Source organism: Streptomyces sp. CB02923, from assembly GCF_001905005.1.
Lineage (GTDB): Bacteria > Actinomycetota > Actinomycetes > Streptomycetales > Streptomycetaceae > Streptomyces.
This window is the reverse complement of the sequence record NZ_LWKZ01000024.1, coordinates 46,188-65,188: the sequence shown is the minus strand read 5'-3', so window position 1 is coordinate 65,188 and position 19,001 is coordinate 46,188. Positions and strand designations below refer to the sequence as shown.

Annotated in this window: 20 protein-coding genes; 15 read left to right on the top strand and 5 right to left on the bottom strand. The window is 72.1% G+C overall.

Going from position 1 to position 19,001, the window contains the following annotated elements; all coding sequences use genetic code 11:
- The first annotated feature begins 4 nt into the window (after positions 1-4).
- The gene (locus A6A06_RS42010; RefSeq protein WP_199931113.1) at positions 5-163 is read left to right on the top strand and encodes a hypothetical protein; all 159 of its coding nucleotides are present in this window, start codon (positions 5-7) and stop codon (positions 161-163) included.
- Here the strand turns inward: A6A06_RS42010 and A6A06_RS23730 are convergent.
- Complete coding sequence (locus tag A6A06_RS23730; RefSeq protein WP_242440910.1) at positions 153-614, bottom strand: ATP-binding protein; 462 nt, start codon at positions 612-614, stop codon at positions 153-155. The two genes, A6A06_RS42010 and A6A06_RS23730, sit on opposite strands and share 11 nt — an antisense overlap.
- A 136-nt stretch (positions 615-750) precedes the next feature.
- Here A6A06_RS23730 and A6A06_RS23725 point away from each other — a divergent pair, with 136 nt between their 5' ends.
- From A6A06_RS23725 to A6A06_RS23710, 4 genes are all read left to right on the top strand, one after another.
- Positions 751-1,617 carry a helix-turn-helix domain-containing protein gene (locus A6A06_RS23725; RefSeq protein WP_073763380.1) on the top strand — a complete coding sequence of 289 codons (867 nt, stop codon included), beginning with the start codon at positions 751-753 and terminating at the stop codon, positions 1,615-1,617.
- 3 nt (positions 1,618-1,620) lie between these two features.
- Positions 1,621-1,908, top strand: coding sequence for a DUF397 domain-containing protein (locus A6A06_RS23720; protein WP_030023883.1), 288 nt, complete (start codon positions 1,621-1,623; stop codon positions 1,906-1,908).
- Between the two features lie 23 nt (positions 1,909-1,931).
- Positions 1,932-2,801, top strand: coding sequence for an SAM-dependent methyltransferase (locus tag A6A06_RS23715; protein ID WP_443333790.1), 870 nt, complete (start codon positions 1,932-1,934; stop codon positions 2,799-2,801).
- 234 nt (positions 2,802-3,035) lie between these two features.
- Positions 3,036-4,463 carry an NAD(P)/FAD-dependent oxidoreductase gene (locus A6A06_RS23710; RefSeq protein ID WP_073764463.1) on the top strand — a complete coding sequence of 476 codons (1,428 nt, stop codon included), beginning with the start codon at positions 3,036-3,038 and terminating at the stop codon, positions 4,461-4,463.
- Between the two features lie 99 nt (positions 4,464-4,562).
- Here the strand turns inward: A6A06_RS23710 and A6A06_RS23705 are convergent, their stop codons facing one another.
- Complete coding sequence (locus A6A06_RS23705; RefSeq protein WP_199931112.1) at positions 4,563-5,675, bottom strand: hypothetical protein; 1,113 nt, start codon at positions 5,673-5,675, stop codon at positions 4,563-4,565.
- Positions 5,676-5,890: 215 nt separating this feature from the next.
- Here A6A06_RS23705 and A6A06_RS23700 point away from each other — a divergent pair, with 215 nt between their 5' ends.
- Positions 5,891-7,090 (top strand): MBL fold metallo-hydrolase, encoded by a 1,200-nt coding sequence (locus tag A6A06_RS23700; protein WP_079194288.1) that lies wholly within the window; start codon positions 5,891-5,893, stop codon positions 7,088-7,090.
- Between the two features lie 59 nt (positions 7,091-7,149).
- On the opposite strand, the gene A6A06_RS23695 is transcribed toward A6A06_RS23700, so the two are convergent.
- On the bottom strand, positions 7,150-8,673 hold the full coding sequence (locus A6A06_RS23695) for an MFS transporter (protein WP_073763378.1): 1,524 nt from the start codon (positions 8,671-8,673) through the stop codon (positions 7,150-7,152).
- Between the two features lie 139 nt (positions 8,674-8,812).
- Here A6A06_RS23695 and A6A06_RS23690 point away from each other — a divergent pair, with 139 nt between their 5' ends.
- The 4 genes from A6A06_RS23690 to A6A06_RS23675 all read left to right on the top strand — a co-directional run bounded on the left by A6A06_RS23690 (position 8,813) and on the right by A6A06_RS23675 (position 13,045).
- Positions 8,813-9,427, top strand: coding sequence for a TetR/AcrR family transcriptional regulator (locus tag A6A06_RS23690; protein WP_073763377.1), 615 nt, complete (start codon positions 8,813-8,815; stop codon positions 9,425-9,427).
- Between the two features lie 81 nt (positions 9,428-9,508).
- The gene (locus tag A6A06_RS23685) at positions 9,509-10,018 is read left to right on the top strand and encodes a hypothetical protein (protein ID WP_073763376.1); all 510 of its coding nucleotides are present in this window, start codon (positions 9,509-9,511) and stop codon (positions 10,016-10,018) included.
- 320 nt (positions 10,019-10,338) lie between these two features.
- A complete protein-coding gene (locus tag A6A06_RS23680) occupies positions 10,339-11,775 on the top strand; it encodes an endonuclease/exonuclease/phosphatase family protein (RefSeq protein ID WP_073763375.1) in 1,437 nt (478 codons plus the stop codon).
- Positions 11,776-11,827: 52 nt separating this feature from the next.
- A complete protein-coding gene (locus A6A06_RS23675) occupies positions 11,828-13,045 on the top strand; it encodes a trypsin-like serine protease (protein WP_073763374.1) in 1,218 nt (405 codons plus the stop codon).
- 199 nt (positions 13,046-13,244) lie between these two features.
- Here the strand turns inward: A6A06_RS23675 and A6A06_RS43990 are convergent, their stop codons facing one another.
- Both A6A06_RS43990 and A6A06_RS23670 read right to left on the bottom strand, forming a co-directional pair.
- On the bottom strand, positions 13,245-13,370 hold the full coding sequence (locus A6A06_RS43990; RefSeq protein ID WP_199931111.1) for a SapB/AmfS family lanthipeptide: 126 nt from the start codon (positions 13,368-13,370) through the stop codon (positions 13,245-13,247).
- A 201-nt stretch (positions 13,371-13,571) separates the two neighbouring features.
- Positions 13,572-13,772 (bottom strand): hypothetical protein, encoded by a 201-nt coding sequence (locus A6A06_RS23670; RefSeq protein ID WP_073763373.1) that lies wholly within the window; start codon positions 13,770-13,772, stop codon positions 13,572-13,574.
- A 1,070-nt stretch (positions 13,773-14,842) separates the two neighbouring features.
- Between A6A06_RS23670 and A6A06_RS23665 the strand changes: the two genes are divergently transcribed.
- The 5 genes from A6A06_RS23665 to A6A06_RS23645 are packed head-to-tail and all read left to right on the top strand — an operon-like array spanning position 14,843 to position 18,958.
- The gene (locus A6A06_RS23665; RefSeq protein ID WP_242440908.1) at positions 14,843-16,852 is read left to right on the top strand and encodes a sensor histidine kinase; all 2,010 of its coding nucleotides are present in this window, start codon (positions 14,843-14,845) and stop codon (positions 16,850-16,852) included.
- Positions 16,842-17,291 (top strand): roadblock/LC7 domain-containing protein, encoded by a 450-nt coding sequence (locus A6A06_RS23660; RefSeq protein WP_073763371.1) that lies wholly within the window; start codon positions 16,842-16,844, stop codon positions 17,289-17,291. Before A6A06_RS23665 ends, A6A06_RS23660 begins: the two co-directional genes overlap by 11 nt.
- 2 nt (positions 17,292-17,293) lie before the next feature.
- The gene (locus tag A6A06_RS23655) at positions 17,294-17,701 is read left to right on the top strand and encodes a DUF742 domain-containing protein (protein ID WP_073763370.1); all 408 of its coding nucleotides are present in this window, start codon (positions 17,294-17,296) and stop codon (positions 17,699-17,701) included.
- Entirely contained in the window at positions 17,679-18,353 is a 675-nt protein-coding gene (locus tag A6A06_RS23650) for a GTP-binding protein (protein ID WP_242440907.1), read from the top strand. The genes A6A06_RS23655 and A6A06_RS23650 overlap by 23 nt, the downstream gene beginning before the upstream one ends.
- Complete coding sequence (locus A6A06_RS23645; protein WP_199931110.1) at positions 18,350-18,958, top strand: GAF domain-containing protein; 609 nt, start codon at positions 18,350-18,352, stop codon at positions 18,956-18,958. The genes A6A06_RS23650 and A6A06_RS23645 overlap by 4 nt, the downstream gene beginning before the upstream one ends.
- Positions 18,959-19,001 lie beyond the last annotated feature (43 nt).

Sequence of the window (19,001 nt, the reverse complement as noted above, 5' to 3'; positions counted from 1 at the left end):
AGCGGTGCCGCCTTCCCGTGAGTCTCTGGAGAACCTGGAGCCTCTGGAGAACCTGGAGCCTCTGGAGAACCTGGAGTTCCCGGAGAACCCGGAGCCTCTGGAGGAGCAGCGGTGCCGTCCCGCCGCCCGCCGTCCAGGCGCGGGCGGCGGTTTCAGTGGGTGACGGTGCTCCCGTAGGGGAGGTCGGCCCAGACGGTGCGGCCGCGGCCGGTGGGGTCGGGGCGGACGCCCCAGCTCTCGGAGAGCGCGCCCACGAGGAACAGGCCCCGGCCGCACTCCTTGTCCACACTGCCGGGCTGGACGTGCGGCGCCGAGTCGCCCCGGCCCTGATCGGTGATCTCCACGCGCAGGTACGCGCCGACGACCGTCAGTTCGCAGTCGACCTTCTCGCTGTCGGTGTGCCGTACCGCGTTGGTGAACAGCTCCGAGACCACCAACTCGGCGTCGTCACAGACCTGTTCTGCCGCGCCCCACTCGTGCAGCACGGCGAGAACGCGTCTGCGCGCCTCCGGTACGGAGGTACGGCGCGCCGGCAAGTGGAACGCGTCCCGGAGACGCTCGGCGATGAAGCCGCCACAGCGCCCTAACGAAGGAGCGTTGTTGGAGGAAGCCACTCCGCAACTATGTGCGATGTTGGTCACCGATGGCAAGGATCAATGTGTAATTTGCAGAATCGCAAACGCAGTCTGTTCGGTCCTCTGACGGCATGACACACTGCTGATCACTCATGTCGGTGGGAGGGGATCAGAAGTGGCGGAAGCACGGTCGGGTGGCGCTCCGACCGTCCTGCGGGTGGTGCTCGGCAAGAGGCTGCAGGACCTGCGCGAGAAGGCGGGGCTGTCCTACGAGCAGGCGGCCGGCGCCCTCGATGTCACGCACGCCACCGTACGGCGTATGGAGAAGGCCGAGGTCGGCCTCAAGATCCCGTACGTGGAGAAGCTGCTGGCGACCTACGGCGTCACCGACCGGGAAGAGATCGACGGCTTCCTCAAACTGGCCCGCGAGGCCAACCGGCCCGGCTGGTGGCACAACTACCGCGACGTGCTGCCCGAATGGTTCAGCGCCTATGTGAGCCTGGAGAGCGAAGCCAACCTCATCCGCGGTTACCAGCCCCACTACGTACCGGGGCTGCTGCAGACCGAGGAGTACGCCCACGCCGTCCTGCGCGCCGGTATGCCGCACGCGGCGCGGGAGGAGATCGACCGCGCGCTCGCGCTGCGCATGGAGCGGCAGTCGCTGCTCACCCGCCCGGACGCCCCCATGCTCTGGGTGGTCATGGACGAGACGGTCTTCCGGCGCCCGATCGGCGGACCGCGGGTGATGCGCGAACAGATCGCGCACCTGGCCGAGGCCACCACCCTGCCCAACGTCCGGCTGCAGATCATTCCGTTCGCCGCCGGACCGCACCCCTCGATGTACGGGCCGTTCCACATCTTCCGGTTCCCGATCCCGGAGCTGCCCGACATCGCGTACGCGGAGAACCTGGTGGGCGCGGTGTACTTCGACCAGCGCGACGACGTCTCGCAGTTCCTGGAGGCACTGGACCGGATGTGCGCGCAAGCCGCGCCGGCACAGACCACCGAGGCCCTTCTGGGCGGCTTTCGCAAGGAGATCTGAACCATGGATCGCATACGCATCTACAACGGCATGCCCGCCACGGAGCTGGGCAGCGACGGCTGGCACAAGCCATGGAGCGGCGGCAACGGCGGCGAGTGCGTCGAGGCGCTGCGGCTGGGGGACGGGCGGGTGGCGCTGCGCCAGTCCACCGACCCCGGCGGCCCGGCCCTGATCTACACCCACCGCGAGATCAAGAGCTTCATCGAGGGCGCGAAGGCCGGCGCGGCCGACTTCCTGCTCACCGCCGCGCCGTGCGGCTGCGGCTGCGGAACCGACCGGAGGACGGCGTGAAGGAAGCGGAGTTCTCCCGGGCCGTGATCGGCTCGTGGGACGAGGACGGCTCGCAGGGGCTGCAGGACGCGGCCGCCTTCAAGGCCGAGGAGATCGACACCAGCAAGCCGCACCCCGCGCGGATGTACGACTACTACCTGGACGGCCGGGACAACTACGAGGTCGACCGCGAAGCCGCGCGGCGCGTCATCGAGGCGCACCCGCAGGTGCGGCTGAGCGCCCGCGCGAACCGGGCCTTCCTGCACCGCGCGGTGCGCGAGGTGGTCGCCGGCGGCATCCGGCAGATCATCGACATCGGTACGGGCATCCCCACCTCGCCCAACACCCACGAGGTGGCCCGGGAGACGGCACCCGGCGTACGCGTCGTCTACGTGGACAACGACCCCATCGTCGCCACGCACGCGGGAGCGCGGCTGACCACCACCGAGGACACCGGGTTCGTGCTCGCCGACGTGCGCGACCCGCAGGCCCTTCTCGACCACCCGACCGTGCGCGAGCTGATCGACTTCGACCAGCCGGTGGCGCTGCTGCTCGTGGCCGTCCTGCACTTCGTCCGCGACGACGAGGACCCGGCGGGCATCGTCGCCACCCTGGCGCGCGCCCTGCCCGCCGGGAGCGCCCTCGTGCTGTCCCACGCCACGGGCGAGCCGTACGAGGCGTACGCGGAAGGCCGCACGGACGAACGGGCGCGGGACGGCGTACTGGACGTCTACAAGAACGCGACGGCCACCTTGAACCTGCGCACCAGGACCGAGGTCGAGCCGCTCTTCGGGCCGTTCGAGCTGCTGGAGCCGGGCGTGGTGCGGGCGCCGCTGTGGCGTCCCGACGGGCCGCCCCCGGGCCCGGCGGAGCTGAACAGCATCATCTTCTACGGCGGGGTGGGCCGGAAGTAGCGGCGGTCCCGCCGGTGCCGTGCCCGCGGCGCGTCCATGTGCGCGGGCGTGGCCGGTGATTGACAGCGCCGCCCGGCGGGCCGACGGTGGGAGTCCGTGCGTGACCGGCGGCGCGACGGCCGCCCGCCGGAGTGAGGGGCCGCCCGAGCGGCGGGACGGGGGGCAGCGGTGCGAGAGACCGCCGGAGCGACGGGGGAGCGGCACGCGGTCGTCATCGGCGGCGGACTCGCCGGGATGCTCGCGGTCACCGCCCTGCTCGGATACGTGGACGCGGTCACCGTGGTCGAACGCGACCGCTACCCGGCGGGACACACCTTCCGCAAGGGCGTACCGCAGGCCCGCCATCTGCACGTCTTCCTCACCGGTGGCCAACACGCCCTGGAAGAACTGCTGCCCGGCACGGTCCAGGCCCTCACCGACGCCGGGGCACACACCCTCCACCTGCCGCGCGACCTGGTCACCCGCACGGCCGCCGGCTGGCAGCGCCGCTTCGACGAGGGGCGCCACACGTGCGTGTCCGTCACCCGCCCGGTGATCGACGGCGTCGTCCGGGACCGGGCCCTGCGTGCGGCCGCCGGGTCGACGACCCGCCTGGAGGTGCTGGAGGCGACCGAGGCGGTCGGCCTGACCGGTGACGCGGGGCAGGTCACGGGCGTACGGGTACGGGCACGCGGCGGGCGCGGCGACGGGAACCGCGACGGGAACAGCGGGGAACCGGCCGACCGGGGCACCTCGGACCCGGCCGACCGGGGCACTCCCCACCCGGCCGAGCGGATCATCCCCGCCACGCTCGTCGTCGACGCCTCCGGACGGAGCTCCAGGACACCGCAGTGGTACGCCCGCCTGGGCCGCGCCGCCCCGCAGGAAGAGACCGTGGACTCCGGCATCGCCTACGCCACCCGGATCTTCCGGCCCACCGGCCCCGCCGGTGCCCCGGACATCGGCGTCAACGTCCCCGGCTGGCCGGGCAGTCCGCGCGGCGCCGTGTACGTACCGGTCGAGGACGGCAACTGGCTGCTGACCGCCGCCGGCATCCGCGGCCACCACCCGCCGACCGACGACCAGGGATTCGCCGACTTCACCGCCACCATCGGCGACCCCTACATCCACGGCCTGCTCCCGCACGTCGAACCGGTCTCGCCCGTGCACGGCTTCCGGGACACCTCCAACCGCCGCCGCCACTACGAGCGCCCCGGCGCCGTACCCGAAGGGTTCATCGTCCTGGGCGACGCAAACTGCACCTTCAACCCCATATACGGGCAGGGCATGTCGGTGGCCGCGCTCGGCGCCAGGGCCCTGCGCCGGACCCTGGAGTCCGGCGGCCTGCGGCCCGGCTTCGCGGGCGAGGCGCAGCGCGCGGTGGCCCACGCCGCCGACGCCGCCTGGATCGCCGCGGTCGGCGCCGACCGCCCCTACGCGAGCGGCCCCCAGGCCCGTGCCGGTCTGCGCGAACGGCTGACCACCTGGTACGTGCAGCGGCTCACCGCCCGTGCCGCCTTCGACCCCGTCGTCGGCGCCGTCTTCCGCGACGTCTTCTGCCTCACCGCGCCGCCGTCCCGCCTGACGTCCCCGCGCCTGGCCCTGCGCGTCCTCCTGCTGCGGCCCCGGGCCGGCCCCGGCACGCCGCCGTCGTCCGTCGAACCGCCGCGCCGGACGGCCTGACGGTACGGGACGGCCGCCGACGCGCACGGCACGGCCACCTCACGGGTCCACCGGCCGCCGCCCCACCGGCAGTCCGCCTCCGCACCGGCGCTCCCCGCCTCACCGGCTCCCGGGGAGGAACAGGCTGACCACACCGGTGGCCAGCGGCGCGAGGATGCCGAACGCCGGGGCCAGCACCTTCGGCAGCGAGACGTCCAGGCGCAGGAAGGCCACCAGCCGCGCCCGGCGCTCCATCCACTCCCCGGTCAGCTCGTCGGCCTCCGGGATGCGGACCGTCACCTCGACCAGCCGCCCGGCGACCGACCGCCACAACACCACGACCGGCAGGAAGACCAGGGCGAACATCACGCTGAAGAACGCGCCGTAGAGCAGCACGGAGGACGCCGGGAAGGTCTTCTCGGACACGCCGTGCGCCAGCAGCGCGTTGCGCAGCGCACCCGCGTCGACGACCGCGGTCGAGATGATCAGGCTGCCGCCGGTCAGGAAGCGCACCGCGTCCCGCCAGGCACGGTCCAGCTCCCGCAGCGCCCCCACCGGCGCGAGGACGCCCGGCTCGGTGGGCAGCCGACGGCTCAGCCGCAGCAGCCGGACCTGTACGTCCCACAGGCCCACCGCACCGGGCGACGCCGCCAGCATCCCCAGAACGAGCAGCAGCGGGATGCGCCACGCCAGCCCGTCGAGCGGCACGGGCACGGTGCCGGACGGCGTGAAGAAGCGCAGCACCCCGAAGACAGCGCCCATCAGCAGGACGGCCCCCGCCGCCAGCACCGCCACGGCCCGGGGCGCGGGCCGGTCGACCGGCAGCCGCCACCGCCGGCGCACCGCGTACGCCATCGCGTAGGCCACCGCGACGTACAGCGCGATCGAGGCACCGACCAGGGCGCTCCACAGGTCGAACTCCAGAAGCGAGGTGAAGGCCCGCGCCTCGGGCGACTCGGCGGCCCGGAACCGCCCGACGAGACCGGTGCCGAGCGCGGCGACGGCCAGCAGCCCGAGGGTGACGGCCACCGGCACGGCCACCAGGCGCACCCCGGGCCGAGACAGGTGCGGCGCGGCGCGGGCCACCGGGGGCGGCAGCTCGGCCGGGCGCCCGCCGTCGTCCGGCGGGGGCCCTCCCGGCGGCGGTAAGGGATGTCCGACGACGGGAGGGCGCCCGCCGGCCCGGCCGTCCTCGTGTTCCGGTGGCTGCGCGGGCGGCCGGGTCTGGCTCATGCCATGAAGGTAGGGCCGTACGGACCGCCGTGGAATGCCGGGAGCGGCCGAGTGGTTCGGTACGAGCAGGGCACACGTGTCGTGTCCGGACGTCGCGGTATCCGCAGCCGGTGCCGCGGCCCGGACGCCGACGTGCCGGAACCTGTCACCGCGGCGATCCGTTCACTGCGCGGCGACTCGTCGAAAAGCGCTACCGCCCGAACCATGGAGGTGCCGTGCCAGGCTACCGACCCCGCAGCGAATCCCCGTCCGCCCCACGTTCCGCAGAGCGGTTCGCGCTGCGCCGCCCCGCCGTCTTCGGCGCGTGGCCCACGGGGGAGCGGCTGGCGCGGATACAGAGGTCCCCGCAGTTCGTGGACGGCCAGTTCCGCAACCCCGTACCGACCCGGCAGATGGTGCCGGGCGCCGCGCTGGCCATGGCCCGGACACAGCTGAGCCGCGAAGGCCGGCTGCGCCGGTCGCCGGTCGGCCGGATACCCGTGCACCGGCCGACCGCGGCGGACTGGGGCGAGCCGCCCGCCTCCGGGCTGCGGCTGACGTGGATGGGACATTCGAGCGTCCTCGCCGAGATCGACGGACACCGGGTGCTGTTCGACCCGGTCTGGGGCGAGCGCTGTTCACCGTTCACCTGGGCCGGCCCCCGGCGCCTGCACCCGGTGCCGCTCGCCCTCGGCGAACTGGACCCGGTCGACGCCGTGGTCATCTCGCACGACCACTACGACCACCTGGACATGCCGACGGTCAAGGCCCTCATCCGTACGGGCACGCGCTTCGTCGTACCGCTCGGCATCGGTGCCGACCTCGAACTGTGGGGCGTGCCCGCGGAGCGCATCACCGAGCTGGACTGGCACGAGTCGGCGGCCGTCGGGGAACTGACCCTCACCGCGACGCCCGCGCAGCACTTCTGCGGGCGCGGACTGCGCGGCCCGCAGCACACCCTGTGGGCGTCCTGGGTGGTGGCCGGCCCCGCGAACCGCGTCTTCCACAGCGGCGACACCGGCTACTTCCCCGGCTTCGCCGAGATCGGTGCCGAGCACGGACCGTTCGACGCGACGATGATCCAGATAGGTGCTTACAGCGAGTTCTGGCCCGACATCCACATGACGCCCGAGGAGGGCCTGCGCGCCCACGCCGATCTGTCCCAGGGCTCCCCGGCGGGCGCGCTGCTGCCCATCCACTGGGGGACGTTCAACCTCGCCCCGCACGCGTGGTCCGACCCGGTGGAACGCACGGTCGCGGCAGCGCGCGAGGCGGGCGCGAAGGTGGCCGCGCCGCTGCCCGGCAAGCCCTTCGAGCCGGCCGACGAGCAGATCGTCGACCCATGGTGGCGGTCGGTGGCCCTCCCGCCGACACACGGTTGGCCGTCCTGGCCCGCCGTCACACCGTCCGCCGACGCGTTCGAGGTGGTGCGGTAGGTGCGGTAGGTCCTGGGCTTTCTCTGCTGCCCCTCTGCTGCCGCGGCACGTGCTGAAGCTCAGTCGAGGGGGCGGACGTGTGCGGCCGGCCGGTGTGGTTCGGGCCGGGACCATGGCGGCGGGTGGGCGGTGCCCGGTGCGGTCGTCGGCGGAGTGCTTCGGGTGTGGGTCCACAGGGCCGGAAGTACTCCCAGGGCGGCCACCACCGCACCGGCCGCGAAGGCGATCGTGAAGCCGTTCGCCGACGGCAGTGAGGTGCCGTCGATGGCCCAGGTGGTCAGTACCGCGGTGCCCAACTGGCTGCCCACGGCGCCGCCGACCGTACGGGCGACGGTGTTGATGCCGTTCGCCGTGGCGTTCTGGGCGGGGGCGGTGATGTTGTGGACGAGCTTGGGCAGGGCCGCCATGGCGAAGCCCGCCCCGACGGCCACCACGGCGTAGAACACCACCACCTGCCACACGGCGGCGTGCAGGAAGGCCATCAGCGCCGAACCGGCCGCACTGACCACGAGACCGAGAACCAGCGGAGTACGCGCTCCGCAGCGCCTTCCGACGCGGCCCGCGATGGCGCTGGCGGGCAGGCCGAGCAGGGTGCCGGGCAGCATCATGAGTCCGGCGCCGGTCACGCTCGCGCCGAAGCCGTAGGTCACCAGCCGGGCGGCGTCCGGGGGCAGTCCGTTGGGCAGCTCGGCCAGTTTGGGCACCAGGACGTAGAAGACGAACTGGTTCGCGCCGAGCATGAAGGCCCCGAGATGGGTCATCAGGATCGGCCGGCGCGCCAGCAGCCCGATGTCGACCAGGGGATGGGCACACGACCGTTCGTGGAGCACGAAGAGGACGAACAGGACCACGCACGCCGCGAACAGCCCCAGTACGGCGGCCGAGCCCCAGCCCCGGCCCGGACCTTCCGTCAGGCCGAGCAGCGCGGTGACCAGCGAGAGTCCGAGCAGCCCGGCTCCCGGCAGGTCGAGCGGTGCGCGGCTGGTGTCGGGGCTCTCGGGGACCGTACGCAGCGTCAGCAGCAGGGTGGCGACGATCAGCACCCCACCCGCGACGAACAGCCAGCGCCAGGACGTGTGGTCGACGATGAGGCCGCCGGCCAGCAGGCCGACGCCGGCGGCTCCGGCCACCAGCCCTGAGGTCAGGCCGAGGCCGAAGGCCATGCGCCGCGGCGGCAGCGCCTCCCGGAGCAGCCCGAAGGACAGCGGCAGGATCGACAGGGCGACACCCTGCACCGCGCGGAAGCCGATGAGGGCCCCGATGTTCCAGGAGGCGGCACAGCCGATGGTGCCGACCAGGTAGACGAGCAGCACCGCGGTCAGTACGCGCCGCTTGCCGTGGCTGTCGCCGAGGCGGCTGATGAGCGGCGTGAGTACGGCGCTGGCCAGGAGCGTGGAACTGAGCACGGCCCACGAGGCGCCGACCGGCGTGGTGTTCAGCTCCCTCTGCAGGACTCCGATGCTGGGTACCAGCATCGTCTGCATCAGGGCGTAGGACAGGACCGCCACGATCAGGGTGACCAGGGTGGCCGTACCGTTCGGGCTTTTCCCGGTCGGCCGGGAACGCGGCTGGTGCGCGGGCACAGGACTCCTCGGAGATTTTGAGAACGACGTTCGCTAATGCCGGGACCCTAGCCCCGCCGTCGGGAAGGAGGCAAGGCGGGACCGCCGTCCGCCCGTGGCGCCGGGAAGCGCGGTGCGACGGGTCGTTACAGTGCTGCGAATGGAAAGCAAACGCCGTGGGCGGCCGCCCGTGCTGTCCCGGGAGAGCATCGTCGCGGCCGCGCGCCACATCGCCGATACCGAGGGCATGGAGGCCCTCACTGTCCGCAAGGTGGCCCAGGCCCTCGGGGGCGGGCAGGCGTCGCTGTACCGCCACATCGCCGACCGGGGCGAGCTGTTGTTGCTGCTGGCCCGGGATGTGGCCCTCCATCTGCCGGTCGGTGAAGAGGCGGGGGCGTCCCGGCAGTGCATGGTGGATTACTGGCGTGACGCGTACGACTACCTGGCGCGCCACCCCTGGGCCGCGCGGATTATCGCCGACGGTGAGTACGTACTGGACGAGGCGGCGCCGTTCGCCGCGTCGGCGGTGCGCGGGCTGGAGGAACTCGGCCTGCGCGGCGAGGAGGGGGAGCGGGCGTACCGTGCGCTGGTGAACCTGATGCTCGGCTGCCTGCTCAACGCCCATCCGGTTGGCCACGGTGTGACGGGTGAGGGTGCCGGTGGGGCGGGGGAGGACTCCTCCCGTACGGGTGGCCCGGCGCCGGGCCAACAGGTGGACCGCGGTGCCGACTTCGCCTGGGCGGTGGAGCGTCTCCTGTGCGGCCTTCTCGGCTGACGTCCCTTGCGAACACTGTTCGCCTAATTTAGGTTTGCCTTCCTTACGTTCGCCCTGCTGGGCACCGAGGAGGGGGCACCCTTGCCTGTCGAGACGGAATGGAACGAGTGGCCGCTGGTCACGGTGGTCGTCCGGGCGGAGCCCGCGCACGAGGCCCGCGAGGCGATCCTCGCGATGCTGCGGGCCGCCCTCGAACGGGGGCAGGGTTTCTCCGCCGTCGTCGACATGGCGCAGCTCGCGCCTGAAGCGCCTGAAGCGCCTGAAGCGCCTGAAGCGCCTGAAGCGCCTGAAGCGCCTGACGCGGCTGACGGGGCTGACACGTCTGTCAGGGCTGACGGGTCCGACGGCTCCGGTCCGCGTGACGGCTCGGTCGCCGAGCAGGCGCGCGCGGTGAAGGAACTCCGGCCCGAACTCGCCCGCACCTGCCGCGGCCTCGCCTTCGTCGTCCCGCCGACGGGGCCCGGGGGCACCGGGCAGCGCAACGCCAGCGACCGCTTCTGGGGCTGCCCGGTCACGACCGTCCAGGAAGTGGACGCTGCGGCGCGCTGGGCCCGTGAGCGTCTGGCACCGCACGCCGGGGACGGCAGCTGATGTTGACCATCATCGCGCTGACCAGTGGGATCGCCGCTCTGATACGGCGGTTACGCCGCCGCCGTGAAGCCCTTCGCGCCGCGGAGGCCGCGGAAGGTGCCGGTGCCGCGGGGCCCGTACAGGACTCTGACGGTGTGGAACCCACGGAAGGACCCTGCACCGCGGCGCCCAGGTGAACGGAAGAGGCGGCGCGGAGCGCCCGCTCACCGATCTCCGCTTCCCGGCCTCGCCCGGCGGCCCCGGATGACTTGTACGTAGAATCCGGAAATCTGTGCCCGAATCTCCATGAGGCGCAGGCCGAACCAGGAAGAGGAGGTCGCGTGCGTCGGCTCATATCGTCGTTCGCCGCGCTGTGCGGGCTGTTGGCCCTTGCGGCGGTCCTGCCCGTGACGGAGGCGCAGGCCGCGGACACCGCTGACACCGCGGACACCGCCAGGTCCGCGGGGCAGCGGTGGGCCCTGAAGTCCCAGGCGAACGGCGCGTACGTCACCGTCGAGGCCGGCGGCAGCGGGAACCAGCAGGGCAAGCTGCGTGCCGACGCTGACGGGACCGGGCCCTTGCAGCAGTTCACGCTGCACACCGGCGACAAGGGCAGCACCGTGAGCCTGCGGTCCGATGCGACCGGTCTGTTCGTCAGCGCCGAGGTCAAGGACGCGGGCAGCCACAGCGGAATGCTGCGCAACCGCGGGGCGAAGATCGGTGCGTGGGAGAAGTTCCTGCTGGTGCCGCAGCCTGACGGAACGTTCGCGCTGAAGTCGAAGGCGAACGACAAGTACGTCAGCACGGAGATCAACGGCACCGGCGGCGACCACGCTCTGCTGCGCGCCCGCTCCGACCGCGTCGGCGCCTGGGAGCGCTTCGCCTTCGAGCGGGTGAACGGCAGCAGCGCGCCACCGCCCCCCGCGTCCCCTCGCGCGGCGCAGCTCAACGTCATGACCTGGAACGTCTGCGGCAACAACAACACGCAGTGCGGCAACGCGCACACCGGCGCCGACAAGCTGACGGCCGAGCTGGTGTCCCGGCTGCGCCCATCGGCCGGCGGACCGCTGCCGGACGCGGTGTTCCTCCAGGAATTCTGCGAGAAGCACGCCAAGCCGGTGGAGCAGGCGCTGGAGCAGGCGACCGGCCGCGGCTGGAACGTGTTCTTCGCTCCCATCCACTACCACGCGGGGACGCTCAAGGCCCAGAAGCAGTGCGACACCGCCGGTGACACGGACCGCGGGGCCTATGGGATCGGGCTCGCCGTGCCGGACGAGAGTTCCTGGTTCCAGGGGTACGACCTGACCTCGCCGGACACCAATCAGCGGGGGGCCAGGACGGAGCAGCGTTCGGCCCTGTGCGCCGCGCTTCCGAGCCGCGCGCTGCTGCTGTGCACCGCCCACTTCAGCGCGGGCGGACCCGCGTACGACGACGCGGACGGAAGTTTCCGTCGCGCCCAGGCGGCCGAAATGCTGCGGATCGTCGACCGGCCCGGCTACCGCGCCGTGTTCGGCGGGGACTTCAACGTGGTCCCGCCGGACGCCGCCAAGGGCGAATCCCGCTCCGTGCTGGAACCCGTGTACGCGCAGTACGGGGAGTGCGCCCAGCTCGGCGATTTTGGCGCGCCGCGCGACGGCCGGCCGACCATCGGCGACATGAAGATCGACTACCTCTTCGCCCCGAAGAACGCCCCCTTCACGGCCTGCGCCGTCTCCCCGCAGGCACACCCCTCCGACCACCACTCGCTCTACGGGACGGTCTCCCTCCCGGCGGCCTGAGAACCCGGCACGACCCCCTCCGCACCACCCTGAACGAATCGAGAATCGAACCGTGCACAGCAGAACCCCGCGCCCGGCGTGGATAGCCACCGTCACCGCGACCGTGGTCGCAGCGGGCGCACTCACCACCGCCCCGGCGCAGGCCCTCGCCGGGGACGCCGCCCAGGACAAGGCGTACCCGTTCACCGCGAAGCTGGACATCGGCAACGGCGAACGCAGCTGCTCCGGCGCGCTGGTCGACGCACACTGGATCCTGACCGCGGCCAGTTGCTTCGCCGACAGCCCCGGCCAGGGCTTCCAGGTCCCCGCGGGCAAGCCCACCCGGAAGACCACGGCCACCATCGGCCGCACCGACCTGACCACCCAGGCCGGTCAGGTACGGGACATCGTCGAGCTGGTCCCGCGCGCCGACCGCGACCTGGCGCTCGCCCGGCTCGACAAGCCGGTCACGGACGTCACTCCGGTCGCACTGGGGACCACGGCCCCCACCGCGGGCGAGGAACTGCGGGCCACCGGATACGGCCGCACGAAGCACGAGTGGATCCCCGACCGCCTGCACACCGGCGCCTTCGCCGTGGACTCGGTCGCGGACGGCCGAATCGGTGTCACCGGCAAGGCGGGCGCCGGCATCTGCAAGGGCGACACCGGCAGCCCCGCTTTCCGGGAGAAGGACGGCCGGTACCGGCTCATCGCCGTCAACACCGCCTCCTGGCAGGGCGGATGCTTCGGAGCCGACGCGAGCGAGACCCGCAACAGCGCTGTCGCGACCCGCGTCGACGACGTCAACGAGTGGGCCCGCACCGTCGTCCGCAGGCTGGCACTGAAGTCCGTCGCGAACGGCAAGTACGTCACCGCCGAGATCAACGACAGCGGGAACCAGCAGGGCAAGCTGCGGGCCCGCGGCGACAAGGTCGGCTCCTGGCAGCGCTTCACGCTGCAGGACGACGCGGCGGACGGCACGGTGAGCCTGCGGTCCGAGGCGAACGACCTGTTCGTCAGCACCGAGGTCAAGGACACGGGCAGCCACAGCGGGATGCTGCGCACCCGCGGCACCACCGTCGGCTCCTGGGAGAAGTTCCTGATGGAGCCGCAGCCCGACGGCACGTTCGCGCTGAAGTCGAAGGCGAACGACAAGTACGTCAGCACGGAGGTCAACAACACCGACGGCGACTACGGCCTGCTGCGCGCCCGCTCCGACCGCGCCGGCTCCTGGGAACGCTTCACCGTCGAACGGGTGGACACGATGCGGACGGCGCCGTCCGCCGGGTAGACGGGCGATGCCGTGGGACGGCGGGCGGGCCGGGAGACTGCCCGTCCACCCGAACACACCCCACGCCTGCGGGGAAGATCCGTCCTGACCTGCGACTCGAAGGAGACTTTGCTCGTTCCTTGGCCACGTGCAGCGTGGCCTCGGGCCCCTCGGCCACGGTCTGCGTGATCCGGTACGCCTCCACCGACGTGGCGTCCGGTCAACAGAGTAGGAGGCTTCCGCAGCTGTCGCACAGGAGGAGGCTTGCGCAGCTTCCGCTGTGCAAGCCGCCGTCGGCGCGGACGGTCTTGCGGACGGGCAGGAGCTGAAGATCCAGGAGGGCCATGTCGGCCTCCTTCTTCCGGGGCGAACACAAGGGGCGGGAGAAGAACCCACCGGGATCACAGACGGTGATCATTGCTTCGTGTGCGGTGCAGTCTAGGGAATCGCAGGCGACCGGGGCACTGGCCGGTCGGACACATTCCGATGCAGGGGCATGGGGCGAGCGATGCTCCTGACTCCGGGGCGGAGCAACCAGCTCATTACCTCAGCTGAGGAGCCCGAGGCTGCACAGCGTCAAGAGGAAAAGCGTCAAGGCCACCCCGCAAGCCGCGGCGGCCCGCACGATGCAGGCAGGTGGCCGAGCCTCGTCCAGGTGAGCGAGAACGCCGGCCGCCAAGCCGACGATGACCGCCAGAAGCGCCGCCATCAGGATGAGCAGCAGTCTGATGCCGAACGAGAACCCCACCGTGAACCTCCGCTGGACCGGCGTGCGTTGAGTCGTCACAGCGTCGGCGCAGGTCGGTCGGGGCGTCTAGAATTCTGGGCTACCTCATCACTTGCTTGGACTAATCGGGACTATGGGGGCTCATGTGGGGCGACGCCCGGAACCGCTCGATCTCGATCACCCTTTGGGGGCCTTCGCTCACGGTCTTCTGCGTCTGCGTGACGAAGCCGGTTATGCGGGGTGGCGGGACACATGTGTGGATGCCCTTATCCGTCGCTGACGAAGCTCACGCAAGCGGATGTGGTGCATATGAACCCGGATTGAATCTGCACTCGCTGACTGAAGGCGTAGTGAGGGTGTATCTGAATGGAGAAGTGAGCGGCGTGCATCAAGCTGAACTCGTGCGAAATGGCCGACTTTCCTTGCTCTTCGCGCTGAATGAGTATCAAGATGGCACACGAAATCTTCGTGTGCCATTGACGAATGCTTTCGATTGGATTGAGTTGGCGTACAGTTATGCTTGCCATGCAAGTAGTCGGGATGAGTTGAGTAGTTGATGCAGTGAACCGCTCCCGGCGCATCTCCAGCCCTGATTCCGGGGCATTGGCGGTGAGTGCCGACAGGGTTCGGCGGGTGGCGGTGGTAGTCGGTGCCAGTGCGGGGGCGTCCATGGTGGCCGTCAGGGCGAAGGCGTGTCGGGGTGCAGGTCAAGCCGCATCCCGCTGCGGAATCCCCGTCGCCGAACATCGGCGGATTCATGTCTTCCGTTTTTCGGTGGTGTGGTTGTCGGCCTGAACCGCATCCTCGTCCGGGAAACTGGGCAGCCTTCCAGGGGAAGGGGCAGGACCGGCGGTGGGGGCGTTGCGCCTCGTCCCGCGTCGGTGTCCGCCGTCCGGGCGGGTGGTGCCGGGTGGGTGGCAACCGCGCTGGCTTGAACGGTAGTTCGGGGAGAAGCGAACTGGCGCGCGAGCGCCCCCCTCGGGGGAAGGTGGCGCGGGGTGGCGAAACGCCGAAGTGCGTCCGTACCCCACCCTCACAACAACTAGCGTGCGTGCTCCGTGAACTGCCGACGGCCGATCCGGAGAGCGCCGATGTCTGCTGCATTTCCCCAGGGGACCCCTGCCACCCAGGAGACCCAGGGCCCCCTGGGCCCCCATGGTCCCCGGGGGGCGGACCCCACGGCGGCGGCCACCCGGCGCCGGGAGCGGGAAGGCGGGCGGCACGGCCGGGCCGCGTTCCCGGAGACGGCCGCCGATTCGGCCATACGGACCCGCCTGGTGCGGCTCGCCGCCGTGCCCTGTCTCCTGGTCGCCGCCACCTGCTCGGCCGCCACCGCCTTCGTCGTACGGGTCGGCGGCGCCGGGCTGACCGGCCGCGAGTGGGCCGTACTGCTCGGCGCCTGCGGCCTGGTCTGCGCCATCGTCACGGCCGCGGGTGCCGCGGCCAACAGCGAGGCACGCGCCGCCGTGGCCCGCCACGCGCGCCTGCGCGAGGTCTGCGCCCGCAGCCAGCACGACCTCTACGACCTGCTGGACCGGGTCCGCCAGGGCGAATGGCTCCAGCCCCGGGAGAGCGAACCGCTCGCGCCGCCCACCGGCGACACCCTCGACCTGCTCACCCACGACGTGGCCGCGGCGGGCCGGGCGGCCGAGGCGGCGGTGATGGACGCGGTGGCCATCGTCCGCGGCAACGCCAGCGGCAACGAGCAGAAGGTCGAGGTGTTCGTGAACCTCGCCCGGCGCCTGCAGTCCCTGGTGCACCGCGAGATCGAGCTGCTGGACGAGCTGGAGAACCAGGTGGAGGACCCGGACCTGCTCAAGGGGCTCTTCCACGTCGACCACCTCGCCACCCGCATCCGCCGGCACGCCGAGAACCTCGCCGTCCTCGGCGGCGCCATCTCCCGCCGCCAGTGGAGCCGCCCGGTCACCATGACCGAGGTGCTGCGCTCCTCCATCGCCGAGGTCGAGCAGTACCCGCGGATCAAGCTGGTGCCGCCCATCGAGGGCACGCTGCGCGGCCATGCCGTCGCCGACGTCATCCACCTGCTCGCCGAACTCGTCGAGAACGCCACCGTCTACTCCGCCCCCCACACGCACGTCCTGCTGCGCGCGCAGCTGGTCACGGCCGGGCTCGCCGTCGAGGTCGAGGACCGCGGCCTGGGCATGTCACCGGTCGAGCAGACCCGGATGAACGGGCTGCTCGCCGACCCCGACCACGTCGACGTGGCCGAGCTGCTGAGCGACGGGCGCATCGGGCTGTTCGTGGTCTCCTCGCTCGCCCGGCGGCACGGCATCGTGGTCCGCCTCCAGAGCAACATCTACGGCGGGGTGCAGGCCGTGCTGGTCGTACCGAAGGGCCTGCTGGGCCCGGAGTCCGAACAGCCGCAGGAGGACGAGCAGTACGCGGACGCCGGGGAGATCACCCTGACGGTTCCCGAACCGCCCTCGCTCACCGGTGCGGACTCCGCGTCCGGCTACCGGAGCGGGTACGCCGACGCCGGCCTCGCGGAGCCCGGCCCGCCGGGCGGGCCGCGCCGCAGGCTCGTCCAGGCCGCTCACGGAGCGCCGGTCGCCGGGGCCGCCACCGGCGCGTACCCGGACATCGCGTACGGCGAGGGCGTATGGCCCAGCGCGACCGAGACACCGCACACCGGCCCGCGCGCCGCGCACGCGGCCGCACCACCGCACGCCACCGCGCCACCGCCCGGAGCCGCGCCACCGCACGCCACCACGCCACCGTCCGGAGCCGCGCCACCGCCCGGCACCACCGCCCCCGGCCCGGTCCTCCTGCCGCCCGCCCCGCCCGTCGCGGCGGACGACGGCGCCCGGCCGAGCCTGCCGCGCCGCCGCAAGCAGGAGCATCTGGTGCCGCAGCTGCGCGGCGAGCCGATCCTGCCGTCCGCGGGGCGCCGCGACGGCGAGCCCGAACTTGAGCACGACCCCGGTCTGATGGCCGCGTTCCGCCGCGGTGTCAGCCTCGCCGACGACAGCTACGGCCGTCCCGGCGACCACGACGGTTACGACAGTTACCGGGCCGGCGCCGACGCCGGCCACGACAGGCCCGAACCCCGCCGAGGAGACGACCGCGACCATGGTGAGTGACGTGCACACGCAGGCGCATGCGCACCTGCAGGGAGGCCAGCACACCGACCTGTCCTGGCTGCTGACCGGACTCGTGAACCGCGTACCGCACGCGACCAGCGCGCTTCTGCTGTCCTCCGACGGCCTGGTCAAAGCGGCCCACGGGTTCGACCCGGACAGCGCCGACCACCTGGCCGCCCTCTCCTCCGGCCTGTACTCGCTGGCCCGCAGTGCCGGGGTGCGCTTCGGCAACGGCGACGACGTACTCCAGGTCGTCGTCGAGCTGGCGTCCACGTTCCTGTTCGTCTCCACGGCCGGATCGGGCGCCTGCCTCGCCGTGCTGGCCGGCCGGGACGCCGATGTGGCGGTCCTCGGCTACGAGATGGGGATGCTGGTCAAGAGCGTACGGCCCTACCTCGCGACGCCGGTGCGGCAGCAGGCTCCGGCGGGTGGTCGCTGACCATGGGCGTACGGCGCCGCCGCAGACCAGGCCGGGAGATCCCGTGGCTGGACGACGAAGCCGGCCGCCTGGTCCGCCCGTACACGGTCAGCAACGGCCGGACCCGCCCGACCGCGCACTTCGACCTGCTGACCATGGTGATAGCCACCGGCGAACGGCCCGTCACCTGCCAGGGCCCCGACTACGCCGCGGTCCTGGGGCTGTGCGGCGGGCCGGTGTCGGTCGCCGAGATCGCCGCGCACATACATCTGCCCGCCGTGGTCACCAAGGTCCTGCTGGCCGACCTGGTCGACTGCGGGGCCCTGGCCGCCCGCGCACCCGTACCGGTGTCCGCCTGCGGGTCGGGCCCGAACCGTACCGACCGAGCCCTGCTGGAGGCGGTGTTGCATGGACTTCGCAAACGGCTCTGACGCCTTGTCCGCCGATGCCCGGCTCCCGTCCGCGGCGGGCTCGTCCCCCGTCGGGTCCGCGGCGGGCTTCGGCGCCGACCCGTTCCCGTTCCCCCTGGCGCTGAAGATCCTGGTGGCCGGCGGCTTCGGCGTCGGCAAGACGACCTTCGTCGGCGCGGTCAGCGAGATCGAACCGCTCAGTACGGAGGAACTGCTCACCCAGGTCAGCGTGGGCACGGACGACCTGGCCGGTGTCGAGGACAAGAACACCACCACCGTCGCCATGGACTTCGGCCGGATCACCCTCGGCCGCGAGCACGTCCTCTACCTCTTCGGCACCCCGGGGCAGGAACGCTTCTGGTTCATGTGGGACGAGTTGTCCAACGGTGCGCTCGGCGCCGTCGTCCTCGCCGACACCCGCCGCCTGGACCAGTGCTTCGCCGCCGTCGACTTCTTCGAACGGCGCGGCATCGCGTTCGTCGTCGCGGTCAACGAGTTCGACGGCGCGTACCACTACAAACCGGACGAGGTGCGCTCCGCCATAGACCTCCCGTCCGGCACCCCGGTCGTGCTGTGCGACGCACGTCAGTGCAGCTCTTCCACCCACGTCCTGGTCTCGCTCGTCCAGCACCTGCTCACTCCCGCCCTCGCCGCCACCCCGGAGCTCCCGTGACCCGTCCCGCCCCACGCGTGTCGTACGCCTCCTACGACCCCACGCGTCATCTGCTGCTCACCCCGGAGGACCACGAGGCGCCGGCCCGCGTCGCCCGGCTGCGTGCGCTGGGCATCGGCGAGTCGCCGCTGCCCGCCTTCGACGAGTTCGCGCGCAAGCTGGCCCGGACGACCCGGGCGCCGTACGCCATGGTCAACTTCATCGACGAGCACCGGCAGTACTTCGCCGGGCTGTACACACCCGGCGGCGAGCAGGCGCCCGTCGAACTGGGCCCGGCGCCGCCGAGCGCCCAGCCCGGCCGGGTGATGGCCCGCGACCACGGCTACTGCCCGCACGTCATCGTCCGCCGCAAGGCGCTCGTACTGGAGGACGTGTGCGACTACCCGCGCTTCGCGGGCAACCCGGTCGTGGACGAGATCGGCATCCGCTCCTACCTGGGCGCACCGCTCATCGACCGTACGGGCATGGCCCTCGGCACGGTCTGCGTGGTGGACCTCGAACGCCGCCCGTGGGGGCGCGAGGGCCTGGAGACCATCAAGTCGATGGCGGCCGAACTCGTCGAGCAGATCCACCGCATGGAGCGGCAGCGCGGCGAGGAAGGCTGAACGGGGCGGGCGGCGCGGACCCCGGGAAGAAGGCCCGCGCCGC